The following is a 24,695-nucleotide window of genomic DNA, read 5'->3' as shown; positions in this document are numbered from 1 at the left end:
ATACACTTTACTCCCTGACAGGCGCTGGGAAAGCACCCGCGCCGCGGCACGAGATGACCCATGTGTTAGAGAACCTCGACCTTGACCGAAGCCTGCAACTTGCGCTGGAGGAGCTGGCTTTCGGGCAGCCCACGGCGGTACAGCAGGACGTTATTCCCCTGGCGCTGGCGGGGGCCGACCTGCGTGTGAGCGCCCCCACCGGTAGTGGCAAGACGCTGGCCTACCTGCTGCCAGGACTGCAGGCCCTGCTGGGAAACACGCTACCCACGGGCGGCGGAACCCTCATGCTGGTGCTGGTACCCACGCGGGAACTGGCCCGGCAGGTGCTGAAAAGCTGTCGCCAGTTGCTGGCCAAGAGCTCACTGCGCGCGGATGCCCTGACCGGGGGTGCCGACTTCAAGTACCAGAAATCCCTGCTGCGGAAAAATCCCGAGGTCGTCATAGCGACACCGGGACGCCTGCTGGAACACTGCGAACATCGCAGCGCCGACCTCAGCGGCCTTCGCGTACTGGTCATTGACGAGGCGGACCGCATGCTGGACATGGGTTTCAGGGACGATGTCCTTAAAATCGCGGCGTTCTGCCCCCCGCAGCGGCAAACCCTGCTGCTGTCGGCCACGCTGCACGCGCGCGGGCTCGGCGACATGAGTGCAGCATTGCAGAAGGACCCTGTCGCGGTAAGCTGCGGCGACATTCGCGCCGCCCATGAAAGTATTCATCACCAGCGGATCCTCGCTGACAGCCAGGACCACAAGGACAAACTGCTGTTGGCACTGCTACAGGACAGTGGACGCAAACAACTGGTCTTTGCCAACAAGCGCAGCACGGCGTCTCGGCTGGCTGATTACCTGCGCCACCACGGCCTGCGCGCGGGCTGCCTGCACGGCGAGATGAGCACCGAGGAGCGCAAGGCCATTGTCACACGCTTCGAGCAGGGCGGCGTGACCACCGTTACCGCCAGCGATGTGGCGGCACGGGGTCTGGACATACAGGGCATCGACACGGTGATCAACTACGACCTGCCACGCAGTGGTGACGATTACCTGCACCGCACCGGTCGCACTGGCAGGGCGGACCACAAGGGCACTGCCATCTCCCTGGTCAGCGCTGCCGACTGGAACCTGATGATCAGCATCCAGCGCTACCTGAAGATCGAGATGGAGCCGCGCTCGCTCCCTGGCCTGAAGGCGCGCTATGCGGGGCCCAAAAAGATGAAGTCGTCAGGCAAGGCCAGCGGCAGCAAGAAAAAGACGCCCTCAACCAAAAAGAAGGTGCGCGCACGGGATACCAAAGCGAAGGGCAAGCCGCGCAAACCTCCGACCGCGCGCCCTGCAAACGATGGCTTTGCGCCGCTGATGAAAAGACGGCGTGACCCCGACAAGGACTAGTGCCGGTTATTCAATCGGCGCAGGCGCATCGCGGACGAACCAGTCACGAATAACGGCAACCTTCGCGATCAGCCGCCCATCGCATTCATTCCGCATCCCCACCACTATCCGTTAAACTGTTCCTGAATTTTCAGGAAGCCCCGGACTATGACGAACCCTCTGTTGGAAAAGAACCTCCTGCCGCCATTCTCTGCCATCCGCGCGGAGCATGTTGAGCCGGCAATACGCACGCTCATTGAGCGCCACAAGGCCGAACTTGACGGGCTGCTTGCCCAACCCGGCCCCCGCAGCTGGGACTCGCTGGTTGCACCTATCGAGGCCATGGACGACGAGCTGGCGCAGGCCTGGTCACCCGTGGGGCATTTGAACGGAGTCCTGAATAGCGAGGCACTGCGATCCGCCTACAACGCCTGCCTGCCGCTGCTCTCCGAATACCATACCTGGGTGGGCCAGAATGCTGCGCTGTATGCCGCCTACCGCGAGCTTGCGGAGAGCCCTGGATTTGCCGATCTCAGCCAGCCGCAGCAACAGTCTGTACGCTATGCCCTGCGCGATTTCGAACTCGCCGGTGTCGCACTCCCTGAAGCTGGCAAAAAACGCTTCGGGGAAATACAGCAGCGCCTGTCCGAACTCAGCAGCCGTTTCAGCGATAACGTGCTGGACGCCACCAACGCCTGGAGCAAGCACGTCACTGCGGAGCAACTGCAGGGTCTGCCGGCCTCGGCGCTCGATAGCGCTGCACAGGCCGCTCGACAGCGTGATCTTGACGGCTGCCTGCTGACACTGGATTTCCCTTCGGTATACCCGGTGTTGACCTACTGTGACGACCGCGAGCTGCGCCGCGAGGTCTACCTCGCCAATGTAACGCGCGCCTCCGAGATCGGCCCCCATGGCGGCGAGTTTGACAACAGCACGCTGATGACCGAAATACTCGACCTGCGTCAGGAACTCGCTCGGCTGCTGGGCTTTGCTCACTATGCCGAATGCTCGCTAGCGACCAAGATGGCCGATAGCCCTGAGCGCGTCATAGCGTTCCTCACCGAACTGGCGGAGCGCTCCAGACCACAGGCGCAGGCTGAATGGCGGGATCTGTGCGCCTTCGCGGAGAACGAGCACGGTCTTGCGCAACTCAGGCCCTGGGACGTGGCCTACTATAGCGAAAAGCTGCGCCAGCGAACCTTCAGTATCGCGCAGGAAGAGCTGCGCCCCTATTTGCCTGTCGACCGCGTGTTGAGTGGCCTGTTCGAGGTGGTTCAACGTCTCTATGGCGTCACGGTCAGCGAGCTGAGCGAGTTCGACAGCTATCACCCGGACGTGCGCCTGTTTGAAATCAGCCAGGACGGGAAAACGCTGGCGCGCTTCTATCTCGACCTGTACGCCCGCAGCCACAAGCGAGGCGGCGCGTGGATGGACGATTGCCGGGTGCGACGCCTGACGCCCGAAGGCCTGCAGCTGCCGGCAGCCTATCTGGTCTGCAACTTCACCGCCCCGGTAGGTGACCAACCTTCGCTGCTCACTGAAAATGAGCTGGTGACACTGTTCCACGAGTTTGGGCACGGATTACACCACATGCTGACAGCACAGCACGTCGCGGCAGTGTCAGGTATCAACGGCGTGGCGTGGGACGCCGTGGAACTGCCCAGCCAGTTCCTCGAAAACTGGTGCTACCAGCCCGAGGCACTGGCGTTCATCTCCGGTCACGTGGACAGCGGAGAGCCCTTGCCCCAGACCCTGCTGGACAAAATGCTCGCGGCGCGCAATTTCCAGTCCGGGATGCAGATGATGCGTCAGCTGGAGTTTGCCCTGTTTGACTTCCAGCTTCATCAGCAGTGGGGGAAACCCGGGGTCACGGTGCAGGGCTTGCTGGACGATGTGCGCGCCCGCGTGGCGGTAGTTCCAGCGGTACCCGAAAACCGCTTCCAGCACGCTTTCAGCCACATCTTTGCCGGCGGCTATGCGGCGGGCTACTACAGCTACAAATGGGCCGAGGTGCTGTCCGCGGATGCCTTTGCACGGTTTGAGGAAGAAGGCATCTTCAACCCGCACACCGGCAGCGATTTCCGGCGTCACATCCTTGAAGCCGGCGGCTCACAGGACGCGATGGCGCTGTTTGTGGCCTTCCGCGGCAGGGAGCCCGAGGTCGAACCGCTGCTCCGGCACAGCGGTATCGCGGCGTAGGGAACGGGTTCAGGGCTTGTGCCAGCTGGCGCAGCCCTTTTGCCCGGGCCCTGAGGCAACACACAGCTCAACTTCGCGCAGGTCATCCCCCTCCGAGGCCAGCAGCAACTGCTGTAGCAGGTAACGGGAGAACTCCTCCACGGTGGCGTTGCGCAGTGGCAGCACCCGGGTGTCCGTCTTGAGAAAAAGCATCTCCTCGCCGGCGAAATGCACACGGTAATAAGCGTCGGCATCTTCGATGCGCTGGTGCGGTGAGTCTCCAGCGAGCACAAGATACTCGTCAAGCGCATCGCACAGCGACTTCAGGCGTCGCTTGTACACGTTGTAGTCGGCGGCAAAACCGTTGTCGCCCATGGGTGCCACGATCTTTGCCGAGACGGAGTAATTGTGCCCATGCAAACGCTCGCGTTCTGTCGCGGAAAATATCGTGAAATGCGCCGCAGAAAACTTGTGACTCTCCTTGTCAATGTACAGCGTGGTCAAGCGCTCCATGAGATACTTCCAACCCGGTTATGTTGATTCATTGTCACGAGTCTACGCAGAATAGGCAAGGCTGGACCGCTGGTGCACAATAACGCTGCCTCGATAGCGCGCAAACTGAATCCGGCAGACCTGCGTATTACCAGACAGCAACGCCCGCCGCGGCACCACCGCAGCGGGCGCACCATCAGGGGGAATCTATGCACACTGCAATCATCACCGGCGCCAGCGTCGGTATAGGTCGCGCCACGGCACAACGCTTTGTGGCGCTCGGCTACCGCGTCTATAACCTGTCACGACGCGCCTGCCCTGAACCCGGCGTGGAGAACATTGCCTGCGACCTCGCTTCCGACAGCTCTATTGCCAGCGCCTGCGATACACTGCTGCCTGTCGTGCGCGACAGCGCCTCTGTCTGCCTGCTGCACAATGCCAGTCAGATGCGCAAGGATACGGCCGGGAACTGCAGCAGTGACAGCCTGCGCGAGGTCCTGGAAACCAACGTGATCGCCGTCAACAGCATCAACCAGCAGTTGCTGCCTGCCTTGCCGCGAGGCTCCAGCCTGCTGTATATCGGTTCCACCCTGTCCGAGAAGGCGGTTGCCGGCTCCTTCAGCTATGTGCTGAGCAAGCACGCGCAGCTGGGCATGATGCGGGCCAGCTGCCAAGACCTCATGGGCACGGGCGTCCACACAGCGTTGATCTGCCCCGGCTTCACCGACACGGAGATGCTGCGCACGCACATCGGCAACGACCCGCAGGTTGTTGCTGCCATCGGCGGGATGAACGCCTTCGGGCGACTCATTGATCCGGGAGAGATTGCGGAGCTGGTGGTCTGGTCACACAGCAACCCGGTGATCAACGGTGCGGTACTGCACGCCAACCTGGGACAGAAGGAAGCCTGACATGACTGCCGCCGTCACCGTATGGGAGCGCCGGGAGCGGGTTTTCCTGATCCTGGCGGGGACGTTCCTCTGTGCGATGACGCTGCTGAATGTGATCGGCATCACCCGCTTTATTCAGCTGGGCCCCATGGCACTGGCAGTGGGCGTTCTGCCCTACCCGCTGACCTTTCTGTGCACCGACCTGGTCTGTGAGCTCTACGGCCGGGCGCGTGCCAATTTTCTTGTGAGCGTCGGCCTTGGCCTGAACTTCTTCATTCTCCTTGTGCTGTTCCTGGGCGATACCATGCCCTCAGTTGGACCGGAAGCGATGCCACCGTGGCAGGTGCTGCAGCTGGCCCAGCCAGTCACGCTACCCAGCGGCGAGGTGGTCAGCGACAGCATCGGCCTCTATCAGCTGATCTACGCCACTACGTCCGGTGCCGTTTTTGCGTCCATGTTGGCGTACATTGCGGCGCAATACTGCGACGTTCAGCTGTTTCATTTCTGGAAACGGGTGACCCGCGGAAAATACCTGTGGGTGCGCAACAATTTCAGCACGCTGATGAGCCAGATGGTCGATTCCGTAATGGTCATCACCGTGACCTTCGGCGCCGCTTTCCTGCGCGGCGATATCGCCTTCCAGGCACTGCTGGTGCTTATCGGCAGCAACTATCTGTTCAAAGCCACAGTCGCGCTGCTGGACACCGGCCCGTTTTACCTGCTCGTACACTACCTGCGGCGCTACCTGGAACTCGGCCCGGACGAGTATGCGGTGCCAGGGGGACGCTCGGACGGCGTTACCTGCGACTGACTTTCTGACCCGAACTGGCGGCCACCCGGGAGAACCGCTCCGGCTGTACGCACCGCGACACAGATGACCGGGCTCACCCAGGCGCAGCCGCGCGAGACGTGCAAACTGTTACAAAGTCGCGCATGTCCCGACCTGTAACAACGCGTATCATTGCAGTCTATCTACTGCAGAGAGCAAGGAAACCACCGTGGCCGAGGCCAACATTCTGATCATTGACGACGACCTGCTGTTCTGCAAGGTATTGCGCTATCAACTGGGTGTGCGCAAGTACGACTGCGAATATGCCGAATCCTCTGTCCGTGCGCTGAAGCGGCTGCAACGCGAGCCTCTGCCAGACTTGATCATGCTGGACTATTTTCTCGGCCCCCAGGACCTTAACGGGCTACAGCTTTGCAGCCAGATAAAATCGATCTGCGATGTTCCCGTGATCATGCTGACTGGCAACGATGAAGTGCGTACCACCATCTCCTGCCTTGATGCAGGTGCCGATCAATACATTGTCAAACCGTACGACATCGATGAACTCATGGCGCGGACTCGCGCGGTGTTACGTCAGTACGCAAGCAGTCAACGGGCACGCAGTACCGACCAAACCAGCCGAGTTCTTGAGTGGGAGGCACTGCAGCTCGACCCCTTGCACCGCACGCTGGGCGCCTATGGCAAGGAAGTGCCGCTCTCTGAGAAAGAGCTGGCGGTGCTTTCGGTACTCATGCGCAATCCGGGCAACCCGGTGGAGCGCAGTGAGCTCTACAGCATCGTCTACGGCCGGGACTTCGATTCCATGAACCGCGCCATGGATGTACTGGTAGGGCGCAGCCGAAAGAAACTCAAATCGCTCACCGACACCTACCGCATTCGTTCAGTGCGCGGCACGGGCTATGCCTTGCAGCCTGCCCGGGCCAGCAAGAATACCTCTCGGGAGCCAGCACCATGAGCACAAAACACACTGTTTTCGACAGCAGGCACCTGCCCCGGGCCCTGGAACTGGACGACTGGGAGGTGTTGGAAGATTTCTATATCACCTTCCTGCAGCAACTGGAGGAATTCCTGCAGCTGGTCGATTCCGCTGTGTCGCCAATGGGCCTGGAGGAGCAGCGCCATCATGCGCACAAGCTCGGCTCATCCTGCCGCACCGTCGGTGCTACCGCGCTGGCGTCGCTACTTGAAAAGCTCGAGGAGCTTTGCAGAAGCGCGGCAGACGCCGATATGCGAAGCAAGCTGCTGACAGAGATTGCCGGACTGGGCGCGAACACCCGCGATCAGGTCGCTTCACACCTTTCGGCAGCAGGAGGCGACTGACCCATGGCCGTTACACGCGCTGTTTTCGAGGCTCTGAACGCCTGCGAGCTCGGCGCGATGCACTGGCGCAAGGGCGAGGGCGCCATCGCGCTGAACCGCGCGGTGTGCGCCGCACTGGGGCTGCCGGCGAGTACCGCAGTCCTGTCCGAAGCAGATTTCTGGGCCATGGTGTATGAGGAAGATCGCGCACGTGCGATCCGCAGTCTCAACCGTTACCTGGAACATGGTTCGCAGGAAACCGTAGAGATACCGCTCCGGGTCACCGCACCAGACGGCGCAATGCGTAAACTCCAGTGCGTGCTCAGCCTCGTTGCCGATGAGGGGCACCCACCGGGCGATCTCATGATTCTTCTGCGCGATGTGACACAAGAGGAGATTGCCCGGACACAAACATTGCACAAGTCTGAACTTGAACGGCTGATTATCTCTATCTCCATCAAGCTGCTTGAAGCGCCGATCGAACACATAGACGCGACCATCATTGAAGCACTGGGGGATACCTCAAAGTATGTCGGCGCCGACCGAGGCTACCGATTCACCTACGACTGGGAGCGGGGAACCTGCAGCAATACCCACGAATGGTGCGCGCAGGGCATTGATCCCCAGATCGACTTCCTGCAGGACGTTTCGACCCACGAACTGGAAATGTGGACCACCAACCACAAGAACAGACTGCCGTTCATCGTTTCCTCGGTGCGCGGACGCTCCCCGAATGATCCGCTGCGAATGATACTCGAGCCCCAGGGCATTCGGTCTCTGGCCACATTCCCCGAGATTCTGGGCAACAACTGTATCGGTTTCATCGGCTTTGATTCGGTGCGCAGTGCACGCCAGTACAGCGATGTAGAGATCATGCTGCTGGAACTGCTGAGCGACCTCATCGCCCATACGGTGCAGCGTCGACGTCGGGAGCAGGAATTGCTCGACACCCTGAGTTCCCTGAAAGAATCACGTAATTCCGCGCTCACCATGGCAGCGGTCGCCAGCTCAGCCAATGAGGCCAAGTCTCGCTTTGTGGCGACCATGAGCCATGAAATACGCACACCGCTGCATGTGATTCTGGGTATGACCGAGCTGCTGAAAGGGACGGTCCTGGACGAGAACCAGCGCTCCCAGCTCGATGCACTGGAATCCTCGGGGCGCAACCTCGCAGAGTTGATTGGTGACATTCTCGAGGTGTCACGCATCGAGAGCGGCAACCTGGCGCTGCAACCCATGCCCCTGGAACTGCATGACCTCAGCGGCCCGGTGGAAAAGGTCATGCGGCCATTGGCCGAGCGCAAACGCATCGGGCTGCGGTTCAGTCTGTCCGCAGAGGCTCCCTGCCGCTTCTTTAACGATGCCATCAGGATTCGCCAGGTGATCCAGAATCTGGTTGGCAATGCCATCAAATTCACCGAGCGGGGTGGCGTGGAGGTGGCCCTGTCCGTGACGCGACCCGGGGTGCACCTGGACAGGAATCACTGGCGCCTGCACATCACCGTCGTCGACACAGGGATTGGCATGCCGAGGAGTGTGCTGGCTCACCTGCATGAACCTTTCTACCAGGTCACGGCCGATGGACCGGCCCGAGCCGGAGGTACGGGACTGGGCCTGGCGATCGTCTACAATCTGGTCAGCGCGATGGGTGGTACGGTAACGGTCAGCAGCGAACTTGGGGTCGGCTCTCGATTTGAAGTGAACCTGCCACTGCAGCCCTTCGATGAACAGAAGACCAGACAAGAGCCCGAGGCAACACGCAGCAGAGCGCCGGCACAGACGGATAACGACGTTGGCGGCAGCATGCCTGGCAAGCGCATTCTGCTGGCGGAAGACAACCTGATGAACCAGCGTCTTGTGCAAACGCACCTGCGAGACCTTGACTGCGAACTCACACTTGCCGAAAACGGTGAAGAGGCGGTCGCGCTGGTGACTCAGCACGACTTCGACCTGATATTGATGGACTGCCAGATGCCCGTCATGAACGGCTTCGACGCCACCCGCGAAATCCGCGCTATTCTCCGGGAGCAGCAGCGACAGCAGCCTGCCATCCTTGCTGTCACTGCCAATTCTGTACAGGGAGACAGGGAAAAGTGCCTCAGTGCTGGTATGGATGACATGCTCAGCAAGCCCTTTTCACGCCAGGAGCTGATTGCGGCCGTCACGCAGTGGATTGCCAGGGTGGCTTGAGACCGGGTTTCGTCCCGGTCAGGTCAGGTCAGGTCAGGTGCCGGATACCCAACGTTACAGTAGGCGCAACGGGCCTCTGATAGCCTAGTGCTTTTGACGCTTGGGACCCAGCATGGCACACCACACACCCGACACTGCTCCAGCGCCGCTTCAGTTTCGCTCAGGCATCCACCCCGGCAGCGCAACCGAAGAACGGCGTCGCGCACACCAGGTAGCCTCCCCTGCCCTTTTACCACTCATCGTAGCGAGCTGCCTGGCCAGTACTATCGCGCTGCAGACGCTACTTGACTGGGTAATGCAGTAGCCAGGGGTGCTCGCGCGGCATCGCGCAGGTACTCAACAGCCAATGCCTCAGCGACCTCGTTGGATGGCCTCCCCGTCACATCTGCGCGATGCAACACTTCCGCCAACGTGTCGACAATGCGCTCAATGTGCGCGCGCTTCGCGTCCGCCGGTAAACCGGCACGCTGGTAGTGCACATCGATGATGCCCCCTGCATTAATCAGGAAGTCCGGACAGTAAAGAATGCCATGGCCCTGCAGGCGCGCTGAGTCTTCTCCCGTGGCCAACTGATTATTGGCCGCGCCGGCCACGATACCTGCACGCAGGGTGTCGATTGACTGCGCGTTCAGCACGGCGCCCATGGCGCAGGGCGCCAGAACGTCTACTTCGAGGCGGAGGATCTCAGCGGGGTCCACGGGTATCACACCCAACTCGTCACTTGCGCGTGTGATGTTTACTGGATTGACGTCCGCACCGTAAACCACGGCACCGTCGGTGCGCAAATGGCGGGCCAGGTGATAACCGACATGGCCAAGGCCCTGCACCGCCACGCGCAAACCCGCGGTGCTGGCAACGCCGAGGCGATGCTGTACTGCCGTGCGAATGGCGAGGAATACGCCGTAGGCCGTGCTCGGAGATGGATCGCCCCCATGCTCATTATCATCTATGCCACTGACATGGGGAGTGCGCCCGGCCATTCTGCGCAGGTCCTCAACGCCGGTTCCCGAGTCTTCAGCAGCGACGTAGCGGCCCCCCTGGGCATGCACAAAATCGCCCATGGCACTGATCAGCGCGGGTGTCTTGTCACGGCGGGGATCGCCAATGATGACCGATTTGCCGCCTCCCATTGGCAACCCGGCCAGAGCCGATTTGTAGGTCATGCCCCGGGACAGGCGCAGCACATCGTGCAGGGCATCGGCATCACTGGCATAGGGAAACATGCGGCAGCCCCCGACGCCAGGCCCGAGAGTGGAATCGTGCACGGCGATAATCGCTCGTAGTCCGGTACCGGCATCGCTGCCAAACGCCACCAGTTCGTGGCTATCCCAGGCGGGGGCTGAAAATACGCTCATGAAGAGTTCCCTTTTTTACCGGCTGTATTCAGGCGGCGTTGACGATGGTGACTGCATCCACAGTATCCCCACGAAACCGCCGCAGCAGTGCAGCGCGCTGCTCCGCCAGATTCTCGCGGTTGCGATCCTTGACGTGACCAAAGCCGCGCAAGCGGGATGGCAGCGCCGCCAGAGCGACGGCCGTGGCGTAATTGTCCGGGTTCAGACCTGCGCGCAGTTCCGCGATCAGCGCGATGTAGTCATCGATGTCCGCGCGCTCCTGACAACGCTCTGCCGTGTAACCAAAGAGATCCAGCCGCGTTCCACGCAGCCGGCGCAGCCTGGCCAGCCAGCCGAAGGCCTTGAGCATCCACGGGCCGAACTCCTGCTTGATCAGGTGGCCGGTAGATGGGTCACGCTTGCTGAACAGAGGCGGCGCCAGATTGAAGCGCAGTTCGAAATCCCCCTCAAACTGTTGTTGCACCTTGCGCAGGAACTCGCCATCACTGTACAACCTGGCAACCTCGTACTCATCCTTGTAGGCCATCAACTTGTAGAGTGCCCTGGCAACAACTGCGCTCAGGCTGCCAGGCTCCTCCGCCCGCGGGTCCGCGGCGCGCACACTGTTCACCTGCTGCAGGTAACGCTCTGCGTAAGCGGCATCCTGGTACGCCGTTAGACGCGCAGCACGATCGGCTGCAATCTCGTCCACCTGCTCGAGCCGGGGAACTGCACGAGGCGCCAGTTCCTCCACCAGGGCCAGCACCCGTTGCGGCTGATCTGCACAGCGACGCCCCCACAGGAACGCCTGCTTGTTGAAATTGACGGCGACGGCATTCAGTTCTATCGCCTCTTCCAGCGCAGCGGCCGAAACCGGCACCAGGCCCTGCTGCCAGGCATAGCCAAGCAGAAACAGGTTGGCGGCAATGGAGTCGCCCAGCAGTTGTGTGGCAATCCTTGTCGCATCGATGAAAAACGCAGACGCCTCACCCACTTCGTCACTGACCTTGGCCTTCATCGAAGCCGTGGGAAAGCGCGCGTCCGGATCCAGGATGAAAGCCGATGTGGGCACTTCAGCATCGTTGACCACGGCGTGCGTGCGACCGTGCGCGACCTTGCCGAGTGCCTCATATGTGGAGGTGACGACAAGGTCACAGCCCAGCAGCAGGTCGGCTTCCCCGGCGGGAATGCGCACTGCCTTGATATCTTCCTGCCGTGCACTGACCCGTACATGGCTGACCACAGCGCCAAATTTCTGTGCCAGCCCGGTCTGGTTCATGGTCGCGCAGCCCTTGCCTTCAATGTGTGCCGCCATCGCCACCAGTGCCGTAATCGTCAGGACACCCGTACCGCCAACACCCGTCACCACGGTATTCCAGGGTTTTTCCAGTGATGGCAGGCGGGGCTCCGGCAGTGGGTCAAACAGGGCTTCAACCCCGCCCGCGGCGCCTTCTGGCTTGCGCAGCCTGCCTCCAACCACGGAAACAAAGCTCGGACAGAAGCCATTGGCGCAGCTGTAATCCTTGTTGCATGAACTCTGGTCTATCTGGCGTTTACGCCCCAGTTCCGTCTCCTTGGGCAGTACCGAAAGGCAGTTGGACTTGATACTGCAGTCGCCACACCCTTCACAGACGGCGTCGTTGATGAACAGGCGCTTGGCGGGGTCTTCCAACTGCCCCTTTTTGCGGCGGCGGCGCTTTTCCGCCGCACAGGTCTGTACGTAGACGATCACCGAGGTGCCAGCGAACTCCCGCAGTTCCCGCTGCAGCGTGTCCAGTTCGCTGCGGTCATGCAGGCTGTAATAGTCGGTAATGCCGTGGAACTGTCCACTCCAGGCTTCCGGATGATCGCTGACCAGCGCGATACGCCGCACGCCCTCGGCGGCGACCTGGCGCACCAGATCGCCCACGGACAGGGTGCCGTCCAGTGGCTGTCCGCCGGTCATGGCAACCGCATCGTTATAGAGAATCTTGTAGGTGATATTCACGCCCGCCGCGACAGCCGCACGAATGGCGAGAATACCCGAGTGAAAATAGGTGCCGTCCCCAAGATTCTGGAAGACATGCCGGGTATCGGTGAACGGTGCCTGCCCGATCCACGTGGCGCCCTCTCCCCCCATTTGTGTGAAGGTGTGGGTCTGCCGGTCAGGCATCCAGGTCGCCATGTAGTGACAACCGATACCCCCCAGGGCGTGACTGCCCTCGGGCACCCGGGTTGACGTGTTGTGTGGGCACCCCGAGCAAAAATGCGGCACGCGCTCAATGGTCTCGCGCGGCTGCGCCAGGGAGCGTTCTTTCTCCTCTATCCAGCGGATACGTCGATCCATGCTGTCGGACTGGTAGAAGCGGCGAATCCGGCTGGCGATGGCCAGCGCCACCATGGCCGGGGTCAACTCTGCCAGATTGGGCAGGAGGTCCCTGCCGGCCTCATCAAACTCACCGATGACACGCGGCCGCGCTGCGACAGGGTAATTATAAAGCTGCCCGGTAAGCTGGTCTTCGATGATGGAGCGCTTCTCTTCCACGACCAGGATTTCTTCCAGCCCCTCAGCAAAGTCGTGGGTTACACGCGGCTCAAGTGGCCAGGGCATCCCCACCTTGTAGACCCGCAGGCCGATCTCCGCCGCGACCGCATCATCAATGCCCATGTCCTCCAGCGCCTGCATCACATCGAGGTAGGCCTTGCCCGTGGTGATAATGCCGAGGCGCGGATTCGGACAATCGATGACAATGCGGTTGATACCGTTGACCCGGGCAAACTCGCGCGCCGCATAGATCTTGAACTTGTTGAGGCGCAGCTCCTGCTCAAGTGGCTTGTCGGGCCAGCGGGCATGTACCCCGTCTGCCGGCAGCTGGAAGTCCTCGGGGAGGACAATGTTGATGCGATTGGGATCGATGTCGGCAGAGATCGCCGAGTCCATATTCTCGGTGATGGCCTTGAGCGCAACCCAGCAACCGCTATAGCGCGATAACTCCCAGCCGAAAATACCCAGATCGAGCACTTCCTGCACGTTGGCCGGACTCAACACCGGCACTGAGGCGCCGATGAACATGTGCTCAGACTGATGGGGCAGGGTAGACGATTTACAGGCGTGGTCGTCGCCGGCTACCGCCAGCACGCCCCCAAAACGCGAAGTGCCGAAGGCGTTGGCGTGTTTGATGACATCCATGCTGCGGTCAACCCCCGGCCCCTTGCCGTACCACATGCCGAACACACCGTCGTAGCGCGCACCGGCAAACAGGTTGGTTTGCTGGCTTCCCCACACCGAGGTTGCCGCCAGGTCCTCGTTCAAACCCGGCTGAAAGTGGATATTGTGCTGTTTCAGCCACGCCTCCGCTTTCCACATGGCCTGATCAACACCGCCCACGGGTGAGCCGCGGTATCCGGAAATGAAACCCGCCGTGTTGAGACCCGCGCGGCGGTCGCGTTGCTGCTGCAGCATCGGCAACCGGACCAGCGCCTCGATGCCGGTCATGTACGCGCGGGTCGTGTCCAGCGCGTATTTGTCGTCCAGCGACACTTTGGTTAGAGCCTTGGGGTTATCGTTTGTCATGACGGCTGCTCCTGCACAGATGTGAGATTCTGCGCCAGACGGCGAGGATTTGTTATTTGATTTTCCGGCCGTTTGGGGCATATTATGAATAAAATATGCATTTTATTTAGAAAATAAGGCAAATATGACCATTAAGCTCGCCAATCAGGACGTCGAGATACTGAAAATCCTGCAGCGGGATGCCACCACAAGTACCGCCAGCATCGCCGAGAGGATCAACCTGTCCCAGTCACCCTGCTGGCGGCGCATCAATCGCCTCGAGGAGGATGGCATTATCCAGCGGCGTGTCGCACTGCTGGACCGCGCGCAGTTGGGTATGGATGTGGTGGTGTTCGCCACGATCAACCTGACCGCCACCGGGCGACAGAACCTGGTCAGTTTTGAAACGGAAATCGTCAATCATCCCGAAGTCGTGGAGTGCTACACCATGACGGGCATCTGGGACTACATGCTGAAAATTGTCACCCGCGACATCCGTCACTATGAAGACTTTGTGCGCAACACGCTCACCACCAGCCCCGGCATCCGCGAACTGCATTCCCACATGGCGGTGACCGAGATCAAGAACACCACCGAATTACCGCTGGACACACAACTGTAGGTAGACCATGTTGCAGACCAAACTTCCAGCAGTGGGCACCACCATTTTTACGCGCATGTCCGCCCTTGCCCAGGCGGAGGGCGCCCTCAATCTCTCGCAGGGCTTCCCCGATTTCCCAGCCCCCGAGGCCCTGCGGCGCGCACTGGCACGGCATGCTCTGGAGGGACACAACCAATATGCGCCCATGGCAGGCCTGCCCGAGCTGCGCGAGGCGATTGCCGCACAGCTGATGCGGCACCGCAACGTCGAGTGTGACCCGGAAAGCGAGATCACAGTGCTGCCCGGCGCGACGGAGGCCATCTACTGCGCGATCACCGCCTCCATCAGCATCGGTGACGAAGTCATCCTGCTCGACCCCTGTTACGACAGCTATCGACCGGCGGTGCTCCTCGCGGGGGGCGTACCGGTTCACATACCTCTTACCCCGGGTACCTTTCGACCGGACTGGGCGCGGGTCGAAGCCGCAATCAGCCGCCGCACGCGCATGCTGGTGGTCAACTCGCCACACAATCCTACCGGGGCAATGCTGGAAAAAGAGGATCTTGAAACCCTGAACGCACTGGTCGCGAATTACGGCCTTCTGGTGGTGAGCGACGAAGTGTACGAGTATCTGGTCTATGATGGCCGGGTGCACTACAGCGCGCTGCAGTTTGACGCGTTGCGCGCGGCCACCTTCGCCGTGTTCTCCTTTGGCAAAACCTACGGCGTGACTGGTTGGAAAACCGGATATTGTGTTGCCCCGCCGGCGCTGACGGCAGAGCTGCGCAAGGTTCACCAATTCGTCTGCTTTGTCGCGGTAACGCCGGTGCAGCAGGCCCTGGCCGACTTCATGTGCGCGGAGCCGGACTATCCGCTTACCCTTGCTGCGCTCTACCAGGGCAAGCGCGACCTGTTCAACCGCGCACTGACGGGCTCACCGTTTCGCCTGGAACCCAGCGCCGGAAGTTATTTCCAGCTTCTCGACTACACTGACATCACTGACACACCGGACGCCCAACTCTGTGAGCTGTGGACGAAGGACCCTGGCGTGGCCTCCATACCCATTTCAGTGTTTTACCAGCAACCGCCTGAGCAGCACCTGCTGCGCTTCTGCTTCGCCAAGCAGGACGCCGTGCTGCAGCAGGCCGCGGAGCGACTATGCAAGATCTGACGGTTACCCTGGTGCAATGTGAACTGGCCTGGGAAGCACCTGCCGACAACCGGCGGCACCTCGAGGCGCTGCTTGACCGCAGCGCAGCGGGCAGCGATCTCGTGGTGCTGCCGGAAATGTTCACCACCGGCTTTTCGATGAATGCGCTGGCCAATGCCGAGCCAACCGGCGGCGACACCGAGCGCTGGATGCAGCGGCTGGCGCGGCAACACGACTGCGCCATCACCGGCAGCATCGCCGTGCGCACCGAGGGCGATGCCGTTTACAACCGCATGCTGTTTGTCACTCCCGACGGCGGCATTACCCACTACGATAAACGCCACCTGTTTCGCATGGCGGGCGAACACGAGCGCTATGCCGGCGGCAAGGAGCGGGTCACTGTGACCTGGCGTGGTTGGCGCATTCTGCTGCAGGTGTGCTACGACCTGCGCTTTCCCGTGTTCAGCCGGAACCGGGGGGATTACGATCTGGTGCTGTATGTCGCCAACTGGCCTGCAGCGAGACGCCTGCACTGGCGTGCACTGCTGCCGGCGCGGGCGATTGAAAACGCGGCCTGCGTGGTAGGTGTGAACAGGGTCGGCAGGGATGCCAAAGCGGTGGATTATGCGGGGGACAGCCTCGCCATAGCGGCAGACGGCAACATGCTGGCGGACCTGACAAATGAAAACGGCACTGTCAGCGTCGTACTGAACAGTGCCGATCTTCTTGCGTACCGGACGCGATTTCCCTGCCACCTGGATGCGGACGACTTCCAGCTGCGCTGAAAAGTCGCCCCACCGCTTGCGGCGTCAGGGCGCCGGCTTACTCCTTGTATTCAACTTCCAGCGTAGCCATTACGCGGCGGTTCTCGGCGCGGCCTTCGCTGGTGTCGTTGCTTGCAACAGGGCGAGACTCACCGTAACCAACGGCTTCCAGACGGTCAGCGCTGATGCCGTGCTGGTTGACCAGCAGGTCAACCACTGCCTGCGCGCGACGCTGTGACAGTTGTTGGTTGTAGTTTTCCGGACCCACGCTGTCGGTGTGACCTTCAACGTCAACCTGCAGGTCGCTGAAGCGCTTCAGGAACGCGGCCAGCTCGCTGATGTCACCAAAGTACACTTCTTTCACCTTGGTGGAGTCGAAGTCGAAGTTGACCTTCAGCTTGATGGACGCCACCTGGGCGACCGGCAGCGGGCAGCCCGTCGCATCTACGCGGGTACCAGCAGGCGTGCCGGGGCACTGGTCGCGATCGTCGGTGACGCCGTCACCATCGGAGTCAACCGGAGCCGCTGCAACACGGGTAGGCTCAGGATCCGCTTCGACCTTGCCAAAGTAGAAGTTGAGACCAGCCGTGAGCAGGAAATCGTTCTCGCTTTCGTCCAGGCTATGCAGCATGCGCGCATCCAGACGGGCACCGAAACGCGGCGTCAACATCCAGCGCAAACCACCACCCGCATTGGCCGTGGTTTCAACGGTGTCAAAGACGTCGGCGTCGATGTCGATTTCACCCATACCGAACGCCAGGTAAGGGCGAACGCGGTTGCCGCCACCGATGTAGCTGCCGGTGTAGTACATCATGCCGACCTGCCAGGCTGCGACGTCGGTTTTGGTACCGTCGTTGTAGCGCGTGCTGTCTTCGGCGTACATGACTTCAGCCGCCCAGTTGTCAGTGAAGGCGTACTCCAGGCCTACGACCGGGGTCTCGGTGTCCTTCAAGGCGCGATCGCCGTCAAAAACGAATTGTCCGATACCCACATTGAAGGTCAGCGGAACCTCCGCGGAGGCCGGTGCAGCAAACATGGAAGCGGCGGTTGCCACTGCGGCAACGCCGGCGAGAAATTGTTGTTTCATTACATGTACTCCTGTTGAACGGACAAGGCCCCCTAAACATTGGCCATTACGTAATGATACAGAGTCGGGCGCCAATCTCCAGCGCAGAGGGGTTAAAAAATTCACAGTCTTATTGCGGAATATTTCAGCGCCTAGACGCCCAGCACCTGCTTCACGAAGGGCACCGTCAGTGCGCGCTGGTCGGCCAGGGAGCGGGCATCCAGCGTGTCCAGCACCTGCATCAGGGCAGCCATTCCCCGAGGCGCCCGACTCACCAGGAAGCGACCGACCTCTGGCGGCATGTCGAGGCCCCGGCACCGCGCGCGGAACTGCAGGATGGCCTGCAGCTGCTCGTCATCCGGTGCGGGCAGCTGAAACACAGGCCCCCACCCCAAACGCGAGCGCAGGTCATCCAGCGTCACGGCCAGCTGACGGGGGCTGCTACGGCCCGCGAACAACAGACGACAACCGCGCTCGCGCGCGCGGTTAAAAAAATGAAACAGCGCTTCCTCCCAGACCGTGTTGCCCGCAACCCGGTCCAGATCGTCAATGCACACCAGGCCCTGCCGCTCCAGCCCGCTGAGCAACTCTGCAGCGGGAGCTGCCTGCAATTCAGCCAGCGGCAAATAGGCGCTGTGGGCGGGAATCAGATGGCACGCTGCCTGCAGCAGATGTGATTTGCCACCGCCGTGGGGGCCAAACAGGTAAATGGCCGGCTCCCCCGCGGCCAGGCTCTGGTCGCGCAGCGCCGCCAGCAGCGGCTCGTGGACAGCGGTGGCGAGAAAGCTGGCAAAGGTAGCATCGTCACGCAGCCGCATGTTCAGAGCCAGCTGACTGGCCGGCGCCACCGTCACGACCTCAGTCCCCGCTGTACAGCTGGCTGGCGCGGTAATAGGCCAGGGCGTGGCGCACAAAGACCATGATCACCGCCGACACGGGCAGTGCCACCAGCACGCCGACAAACCCTGCAATCTGCCCGCCGGCCATCAGCGCAAAGATCACCGCCACCGGATGCAGGCCGATGCGATCGCCCACCAGCACCGGGGTCAGCAGGACACTCTCGAGCACCTGGCCGACACCGAACACCAGGGCGACCCAAAGCAGAACGGTCCAATCCTGGAACTGCACATAAGCCAGTATGCAGGACGTGAGGATGCCCACGACAAAGCCCAGATAAGGCACGATGCTGGCGAGCCCGGCAACGACGCCCAGCACCAGGGCAAACTGCACCCCAACCAGCCACAGGCCGGTGCTGTAGATCACGCCCAGCGAACACATGACCAGGAACTGTCCACGGAGGAAGGCGCTGAGCACTTCATCGGCCTCGCTCACCAGCGCTATCGCGTTCTTGTGCCAGGCGACCGGCACGATACCGAGCGCCTTCTGCATCAGAATGTCCCAATCGCGCATCAGGTAAAAAGCCACCACGGGCACCAGTGCCAGATTGAACAGGCCAGCGAGAAAACCGGCCCCGGAGCCGGTGATGCTCTTGAGCGTTGATGCCGTCACCTTGCCCAGGGACTGCCAGTGCTCGGCGAGCTGCCCTGACCAGTCGATCTGTGGCAACTGGGCTGCCGGCACACTCAGACGCTCCTGCAGCCAGGGCAGAAGACTTTTTGTAACCCACTGATATAAGACAGGTATTTTCTGCACAAGCGCGTCAAGCTGCTGCAACACAAGGGGCACGGCAACCAGCACACCCAACACCACGAGCGCAGAAAACAGAACGAACACCACCAAGACGCCGGTCGTGCGTCCCAGCCGGCGACGCTCCAGTGCATCCACCAGGGGATCGCCCAGATAACCGATGAGCGCACCCAGCACAAAGGGCAGCAGAATGGGCTTTAGCAGGTAAAACGCCAACGCCACCGCGACCAGCGCCGCCAGCGCCAGTGGCCACCGCTGCACCGGCAATGCATTCCCGGGTTCTAGTTGCGCCACTGGTACTCCAAGCCTCCCACGGTGTTGCCAGCCGCGGGCCGCATACGCGGATTCAACTCGATGATGGACGCCAGCTGGGCACTGTCTGCCGCCGCAACAATCGCCAGCGTCAGGGTACCCTCCTCCAGCGCCGTAAGCCGCGCCTGGCGGATAGGTTCCAACCCTTCCAGCCAGCTTATAATTGCCGCGTAGTCGGCATAGCTGGACACGCCACGCACGCGCAGCGACACCGCGTCGCCCGCCTCCACGCCACTGATCGCGTAGCGTGCGGCCATGTCCTCGACCACCAGCTCGACCCCGGCCTGCATGAACTGGCCTGGCTCTGTGCGGGGCACACTGCGCGCCTGCCGACCCTGCGTTGAGAGGTACGCCCAGTCGCCGACCACATCACCAGAGGCCAGAACCGCCAGTCGCCCAGCCAGCACCTCACCCGCGCGGTAGCGCGTCGACGCAGCAACCAGCAAAGGCGAGGGCAGGTGCCAGGCCTCGGCGGGATCCAGGGCCGCGGCGTCGGCCAGGTCCAGCAGCGGAAACCGCAGCGGCACCCCGCGCCGCCGGAACCCCTCAGCCAGCTGAGCGGTCAGCTCGGGATGCGTACCGGGGCTGAGAAAGCGGCGCTCACCGGCCTCCTCAACCACCAGCCATACCAGCACTGCAGGGCGCGTTGCGGTCCAGATGGGTGCCCCAGCGCTCACCAGCAGGTCACGCACCTGCAGCGGATCAAACTCGACCCGTGCCGACAACTCCGCCGTACCCGTATCGACCCGGCTGTAGGAGTACTGCTGCACACGTGCGCGGGCGCCCTGCAAGACCGGCGCAATCTCCTGCCGCTGCAGCACATCCACTGACCCGGACACCTTCACCAGCACCTGGGCCAGCCCCTCTGCGGCGGCGCGCGCCAACTCCGCCTCGCCGCGGTCGGCAACGGGAATGTCAGCCACATACAGGTCACGGACCAGCTCCGCCGGCCAGGCGTTGCAGGCGAAGAGCAGCAGCAATGCTGCCAGCCAGTTCAGGGGCGCACGCAAGTTGGCCTCCGGCGTGTTGGGTAAACGCCTAGTGTAACAGCAGCCGGGTGCCCGCGAGATGCTCAGCGTGAAAATTGCCGCAGGCGTGAATCGCCCCTCGATTAAGGCTAGAATACGCCACCCTGCAACGACAGCTGCCCGCAACTGAACCGGACCCCGCACACCATGAGCACAGACAACCAGGGCAAGACCCTCAGCTACAAGGACGCCGGCGTCAATATCGACGCCGGCAACGCACTGGTGGAGCGCATCAAGCATGTTTCCCAGCGCACGGCACGCCCCGAGGTGCTCGGTGGACTGGGCGGCTTTGGCGCACTGTGTGAGATTCCCGCCGGCTATCGCCAGCCGGTCCTGGTATCGGGCACCGATGGCGTGGGAACCAAACTGCGGCTGGCCATGGAGATGGGTGTGCATGACACCATCGGCATTGACCTCGTGGCAATGTGCGTCAACGACCTGGTGGTCGCCGGTGCCGAACCTCTGTTCTTCCTCGACTACTACGCCACCGGCGCGCTGAACGTTGACACCGCCGCAGCGGTTGTCGCCGGCATTGGCCAGGGCTGTGAACTGGCAGGATGCGCGCTGGTCGGCGGGGAAACCGCGGAAATGCCGGGCATGTACGAGGGTGAAGACTATGACCTGGCGGGTTTCTGCGTTGGCGTGGTGGAAAAGTCCGCGATTATTGACGGCAGCAAAGTCGCGGCGGGTGACACGCTGATCGGCATCGGCAGCAGCGGGCCACACTCCAACGGCTACTCTCTGGTCCGCAAGATACTCGAGGTCAGTGGCGCCCGCCTGGACGAGCCTTTTGGCGACAGCACCCTGGGCGAGACGCTGCTCACGCCAACCGTGATTTACGTCAAAGCACTGCTTGGGCTGTTCCGCCAGGTGGAGGTCAAGGCACTGATCCACATCACCGGTGGTGGCTTGCCCGAGAATCTGCCGCGCGTCCTCCCCGCTGACTGCCGGGCGGTGGTGGACACCGCATCCTGGAACTGGCCGCCGATTTTCCACTGGCTGCAGGAGCGTGGCAACGTCGCCACGCCGGAAATGTACCGGACATTCAACTGCGGTGTGGGTATGGTCCTCTGCGTCGCCGAGTCCGATGCCGCCGCTACCCTGCAACTGCTGTCCGATGAGGGCTTGAACGCCTGGCGCCTAGGGCGCGTCGAGAGCGGCGAGCGCGGTGTGGATCTGGCCTGATGTCGGCCTCGCCCTGCGGCCGCATCGCCGTGCTGATTTCCGGGCGGGGCTCGAATATGCGAGCGCTGCTCGACGCCTGCACCCATGGTGCATTGCCGGCAAAGATCAGCCTGGTGATCAGCAACCGCGCTGACGCTGAAGGTCTGCAGACAGCGCGGGAAGCCGGCATTGAAACCGCCTGCATCGCCCATGCCGACTACCCCACCCGCGAGGCCTTCGATGCCGCGCTGGTCGACCGGCTGCAACAGGTGCAGCCGGACCTGGTGGCCCTGGCCGGGTTCATGCGCATCCTCACGCCGGTATTTATCACACCTTTTGCCGGTAGATTATTGAACATTCATCCGTCATTGTTGCCAAAGTACCCGGGGCTGCACACGCACCAGCGGGCGATTGATGCCGGCGACAGCGAAGCCGGCAGTACGGTTCATTTTGTGACACCCGAACTGGATGGCGGCCCGCCTGTGCTGCAGGCGCGTGTGCCGATACGGGCGGATGACACCGCAGACAGCCTGGCGCAGCGTGTCCTCGAAATGGAACACGCAATCTATCCGCTGGCCGCCCTCTGGTTCCTGCAGGGCAGGCTCACACTGGACAAACAAGGAGCACTTTTCGATGGCCAGACGATACCCGCGAACGGGCTTCAATATCGGCCGCCCTCTGTCACTGACGACGCTGCTGCTGGCGGCCTTGTTTAGCGCACTCTTGTCGGCGGCGGCCAAAGCCGCCGGCGAGCCCGTGCTGCAGCCTTATCTCGTCAAGTATTCCACGTCCGCGCGGGGTATGACGGTCACCCTGGAGCGCGAATTGAAAGACGAGGGCGAGGGGCGCTACACCCTCACCAACGGCGGCAAGCTGCTCGTTGTGGGCTTCCATGAGGTCGCCGTATTCAGCGTTGAAGGCAGTGAAATTCATCCCAAATCCTACATCTACCAGGGCACAGGGCTGATCAACCGGCGCCGTGAGGTGCATTTTACGCCCGGCTCCGACACGGTCCGCAGTCTGTACAAGGACGAGTGGTACGAGCTCCCGTACACCGAGGGCACGCTGGACCGCATGAGCCAGCAGGAACAGCTGCGACTGCAATTGATGGCGAAGGAAAACCCGCGCGAGAACCTGCAGGTGCGCATCGCCGACGGCAAGCGCATCCGCGACTATGAACTGGTCTATGTGGGTGAGGAAGTTGTCGACACACCCCTGGGCCCGGTGAACACACTGCATTTCGAGCGCCTGCACGAAGAGCCCGACCGTGAATCAGCCATGTGGCTGGCACCGGACTGGGACTACCTGATGGTGAAAACCATCCACGTCGAGGACGACAAACCGGTTGAAGTGCTGCTTGCTGAAGGCAGCATGGCAGGCACTCCACTGCAGGCGCTGGTGCCCTGAACCGCGCGACTCAGGCGCGCGGCAGGGTTACGCCGCGCTGCCCCTGGTATTTGCCACCGCGGTCGCGATAGCTGGTCTCACACACTTCATCCGATTCGAAGAAGAGCATCTGGGCGACGCCTTCATTGGCATAGATCTTCGCCGGCAAGGTCGTGGTGTTGGAGAACTCCAGCGTCACATGCCCCTCCCACTCCGGCTCCAACGGCGTGACGTTGACGATAATGCCGCAGCGGGCATACGTGGATTTGCCCAGGCAGATCGTCAACACGTTGCGCGGAATACGAAAGTATTCAACGGTCACCGCCAGTGCAAAGGAGTTGGGCGGAATCACGCACACATCACCACGCACATCCACGAAACTGTTCTCGTCGAACGCCTTGGGGTCCACCGTGGCTGAGTTGATATTGGTAAACACCTTGAAGTGGTCGGAGCAGCGCACGTCATACCCATAGCTGGATGTGCCGTAGGAAATCAGCCTGCGCTCTCCATCGTTGCGCACCTGGCTCGGCTCAAAGGGCTCGATCATGCCGTGTTGCTCCGCCATGCGGCGGATCCATTTGTCTGCCTTGATACTCACGCTGTCATACGCTCCGGTCAGTCGTCGGTTATTCGAATAGTGGGCACCTGCACGCCTCCCGCGGACGCCGTACCCGACAGTGCCGACTGAATGGCGCGCGCGGCTGCCAGGTAAAGCTGTGCCTCGGTGGAGTCGGGTGCCGCCACGACGGTAGGGGTGCCGCTGTCAGTCTGCTCCCGTATCGACAGCGCCAGGGGCAGGCTCGCCAGCAGCGGCACGCCGTAGTCCCGGGACACACGCTCGCCGCCCTCGCTGCCGAAGATATGTTCGACGTGGCCGCACTGGCCGCAGACATGTACTGCCATGTTCTCGACAATGCCCAGGATGGGCACATCCACCTTGCGAAACATCTCGATACCCTTGCGCGCGTCCAGCAGGGCAATGTCCTGCGGTGTGGTCACGATGACGGCACCCGCGACCGTGGCCTTTTGCGACAGGGTGAGCTGTATGTCACCCGTGCCCGGTGGCATGTCAATCACCAGGTAGTCCAGCTCCCCCCAGAGTGTCTGCTCCAGCATCTGCACCAGGGCACCTCCGGCCATGGGACCACGCCAGACCATCGGCGTGCGCTCGCTGGCGAGGAAACCCATCGACATGGTTTTCAAGCCGTGCGCCATGACCGGCAGCAGCCACTTGCCATCCTTCTGCTCCGGCTTGGTGCCCTCGGCGATGCCCAGCATGCGCTGCTGACTCGGCCCGTAGATATCGGCATCGAGCAGGCCCACACGGCTGCCCAGTGACTGCAGCGCCAGCGCCAGATTGACTGCCGTGGTCGATTTACCCACGCCTCCCTTGCCTGAGGCAACGGCGATAATGTGCTTGATTGTGTTCATGACTGCCGGGATCCGTAAAATGCTCGTACCGGAGGGGAGGAAGGCCCCGCGTATGGCTCGGCAGTATAGGCAGT

22 protein-coding genes are annotated in these 24,695 nt (G+C 61.8%); 13 read left to right on the top strand and 9 right to left on the bottom strand.

What is annotated here, in order from left to right; translation table 11 throughout:
• The first annotated feature begins 62 nt into the window (after nucleotides 1-62).
• Both R3E49_RS15385 and prlC read left to right on the top strand, forming a co-directional pair.
• Entirely contained in the window at nucleotides 63-1,388 is a 1,326-nt protein-coding gene (locus tag R3E49_RS15385) for a DEAD/DEAH box helicase (RefSeq protein ID WP_371295856.1), read from the top strand.
• Between the two features lie 147 nt (nucleotides 1,389-1,535).
• A complete protein-coding gene (prlC, locus tag R3E49_RS15380) occupies nucleotides 1,536-3,566 on the top strand; it encodes an oligopeptidase A (RefSeq protein WP_371295855.1) in 2,031 nt (676 codons plus the stop codon).
• A gap of 9 nt (nucleotides 3,567-3,575) precedes the next feature.
• Here prlC and R3E49_RS15375 read toward each other — a convergent pair whose 3' ends face one another.
• Entirely contained in the window at nucleotides 3,576-4,058 is a 483-nt protein-coding gene (locus tag R3E49_RS15375; protein WP_371295854.1) for a 6-pyruvoyl tetrahydropterin synthase family protein, read from the bottom strand.
• 188 nt (nucleotides 4,059-4,246) lie between these two features.
• Here R3E49_RS15375 and R3E49_RS15370 point away from each other — a divergent pair, with 188 nt between their 5' ends.
• The 5 genes from R3E49_RS15370 (at nucleotide 4,247) to R3E49_RS15350 (ending at nucleotide 9,206) form a co-directional block, all read left to right on the top strand.
• The gene (locus R3E49_RS15370; protein ID WP_371295853.1) at nucleotides 4,247-4,948 is read left to right on the top strand and encodes an SDR family oxidoreductase; all 702 of its coding nucleotides are present in this window, start codon (nucleotides 4,247-4,249) and stop codon (nucleotides 4,946-4,948) included.
• Between the two features lies 1 nt (nucleotide 4,949).
• Nucleotides 4,950-5,738 carry a queuosine precursor transporter gene (locus tag R3E49_RS15365; RefSeq protein ID WP_371295852.1) on the top strand — a complete coding sequence of 263 codons (789 nt, stop codon included), beginning with the start codon at nucleotides 4,950-4,952 and terminating at the stop codon, nucleotides 5,736-5,738.
• 187 nt (nucleotides 5,739-5,925) lie between these two features.
• Nucleotides 5,926-6,672 (top strand): response regulator transcription factor, encoded by a 747-nt coding sequence (locus tag R3E49_RS15360; RefSeq protein WP_371295850.1) that lies wholly within the window; start codon nucleotides 5,926-5,928, stop codon nucleotides 6,670-6,672.
• The gene (locus R3E49_RS15355) at nucleotides 6,669-7,037 is read left to right on the top strand and encodes an Hpt domain-containing protein (RefSeq protein ID WP_371295849.1); all 369 of its coding nucleotides are present in this window, start codon (nucleotides 6,669-6,671) and stop codon (nucleotides 7,035-7,037) included. Before R3E49_RS15360 ends, R3E49_RS15355 begins: the two co-directional genes overlap by 4 nt.
• Nucleotides 7,038-7,040: 3 nt before the next feature.
• A complete protein-coding gene (locus tag R3E49_RS15350) occupies nucleotides 7,041-9,206 on the top strand; it encodes an ATP-binding protein (RefSeq protein WP_371295848.1) in 2,166 nt (721 codons plus the stop codon).
• Nucleotides 9,207-9,469: 263 nt separating this feature from the next.
• Here R3E49_RS15350 and R3E49_RS15345 read toward each other — a convergent pair whose 3' ends face one another.
• Nucleotides 9,470-10,561 (bottom strand): Glu/Leu/Phe/Val dehydrogenase, encoded by a 1,092-nt coding sequence (locus R3E49_RS15345; protein ID WP_371295847.1) that lies wholly within the window; start codon nucleotides 10,559-10,561, stop codon nucleotides 9,470-9,472.
• A 28-nt stretch (nucleotides 10,562-10,589) separates the two neighbouring features.
• Nucleotides 10,590-14,093, bottom strand: a complete 3,504-nt coding sequence (locus tag R3E49_RS15340) for an indolepyruvate ferredoxin oxidoreductase family protein (protein ID WP_371295846.1) — start codon at nucleotides 14,091-14,093, stop codon at nucleotides 10,590-10,592.
• A gap of 124 nt (nucleotides 14,094-14,217) precedes the next feature.
• On the opposite strand from R3E49_RS15340, the gene R3E49_RS15335 reads away from it, so the two are divergent.
• From R3E49_RS15335 to R3E49_RS15325, 3 genes are read left to right on the top strand one after another with little or no spacing between them, the layout of a single operon-like run.
• Entirely contained in the window at nucleotides 14,218-14,694 is a 477-nt protein-coding gene (locus R3E49_RS15335) for an Lrp/AsnC family transcriptional regulator (RefSeq protein WP_371295845.1), read from the top strand.
• Nucleotides 14,695-14,701: 7 nt separating this feature from the next.
• The gene (locus R3E49_RS15330) at nucleotides 14,702-15,844 is read left to right on the top strand and encodes a methionine aminotransferase (protein WP_371295844.1); all 1,143 of its coding nucleotides are present in this window, start codon (nucleotides 14,702-14,704) and stop codon (nucleotides 15,842-15,844) included.
• Nucleotides 15,832-16,608 (top strand): amidohydrolase, encoded by a 777-nt coding sequence (locus R3E49_RS15325; protein ID WP_371295843.1) that lies wholly within the window; start codon nucleotides 15,832-15,834, stop codon nucleotides 16,606-16,608. The genes R3E49_RS15330 and R3E49_RS15325 overlap by 13 nt, the downstream gene beginning before the upstream one ends.
• 37 nt (nucleotides 16,609-16,645) lie before the next feature.
• On the opposite strand, the gene R3E49_RS15320 is transcribed toward R3E49_RS15325, so the two are convergent.
• From R3E49_RS15320 to R3E49_RS15305, 4 genes are all read right to left on the bottom strand, one after another.
• Nucleotides 16,646-17,674: an OmpA family protein gene (locus tag R3E49_RS15320; protein WP_371295842.1), complete on the bottom strand. Its 1,029-nt coding sequence runs from the start codon at nucleotides 17,672-17,674 to the stop codon at nucleotides 16,646-16,648.
• Between the two features lie 131 nt (nucleotides 17,675-17,805).
• Complete coding sequence (gene hda / locus R3E49_RS15315) at nucleotides 17,806-18,507, bottom strand: DnaA regulatory inactivator Hda (protein WP_371295841.1); 702 nt, start codon at nucleotides 18,505-18,507, stop codon at nucleotides 17,806-17,808.
• A gap of 4 nt (nucleotides 18,508-18,511) precedes the next feature.
• Complete coding sequence (locus tag R3E49_RS15310) at nucleotides 18,512-19,594, bottom strand: AI-2E family transporter (RefSeq protein WP_371295840.1); 1,083 nt, start codon at nucleotides 19,592-19,594, stop codon at nucleotides 18,512-18,514.
• The gene (locus R3E49_RS15305; protein WP_371295839.1) at nucleotides 19,582-20,622 is read right to left on the bottom strand and encodes a DUF2066 domain-containing protein; all 1,041 of its coding nucleotides are present in this window, start codon (nucleotides 20,620-20,622) and stop codon (nucleotides 19,582-19,584) included. Before R3E49_RS15305 ends, R3E49_RS15310 begins: the two co-directional genes overlap by 13 nt.
• 165 nt (nucleotides 20,623-20,787) lie before the next feature.
• Between R3E49_RS15305 and purM the strand changes: the two genes are divergently transcribed.
• Genes purM through R3E49_RS15290 form a run of 3 tightly spaced genes read left to right on the top strand, consistent with a single transcriptional unit; the run spans nucleotide 20,788 to nucleotide 23,211 of the window.
• Nucleotides 20,788-21,825 carry a phosphoribosylformylglycinamidine cyclo-ligase gene (gene purM, locus R3E49_RS15300; protein WP_371295838.1) on the top strand — a complete coding sequence of 346 codons (1,038 nt, stop codon included), beginning with the start codon at nucleotides 20,788-20,790 and terminating at the stop codon, nucleotides 21,823-21,825.
• Nucleotides 21,825-22,520 (top strand): phosphoribosylglycinamide formyltransferase, encoded by a 696-nt coding sequence (gene purN / locus R3E49_RS15295; protein ID WP_371295837.1) that lies wholly within the window; start codon nucleotides 21,825-21,827, stop codon nucleotides 22,518-22,520. Before purM ends, purN begins: the two co-directional genes overlap by 1 nt.
• Nucleotides 22,438-23,211 (top strand): DUF3108 domain-containing protein, encoded by a 774-nt coding sequence (locus tag R3E49_RS15290; protein ID WP_371295836.1) that lies wholly within the window; start codon nucleotides 22,438-22,440, stop codon nucleotides 23,209-23,211. The genes purN and R3E49_RS15290 overlap by 83 nt, the downstream gene beginning before the upstream one ends.
• A 10-nt stretch (nucleotides 23,212-23,221) precedes the next feature.
• Here the strand turns inward: R3E49_RS15290 and dcd are convergent, their stop codons facing one another.
• Both dcd and apbC read right to left on the bottom strand, forming a co-directional pair.
• Nucleotides 23,222-23,788: a dCTP deaminase gene (dcd, locus tag R3E49_RS15285; RefSeq protein ID WP_371295835.1), complete on the bottom strand. Its 567-nt coding sequence runs from the start codon at nucleotides 23,786-23,788 to the stop codon at nucleotides 23,222-23,224.
• Nucleotides 23,789-23,805: 17 nt separating this feature from the next.
• The gene (gene apbC / locus R3E49_RS15280) at nucleotides 23,806-24,621 is read right to left on the bottom strand and encodes an iron-sulfur cluster carrier protein ApbC (RefSeq protein WP_371295834.1); all 816 of its coding nucleotides are present in this window, start codon (nucleotides 24,619-24,621) and stop codon (nucleotides 23,806-23,808) included.
• Nucleotides 24,622-24,695 lie beyond the last annotated feature (74 nt).

Origin of the sequence: Haliea sp. (assembly GCF_041395985.1) — a bacterium.
In the GTDB taxonomy this organism is placed as follows: domain Bacteria; phylum Pseudomonadota; class Gammaproteobacteria; order Pseudomonadales; family Halieaceae; genus Haliea.
Note: the sequence above shows the minus strand (reverse complement) of the source record. Positions and strands in the feature narration are given on the sequence as shown.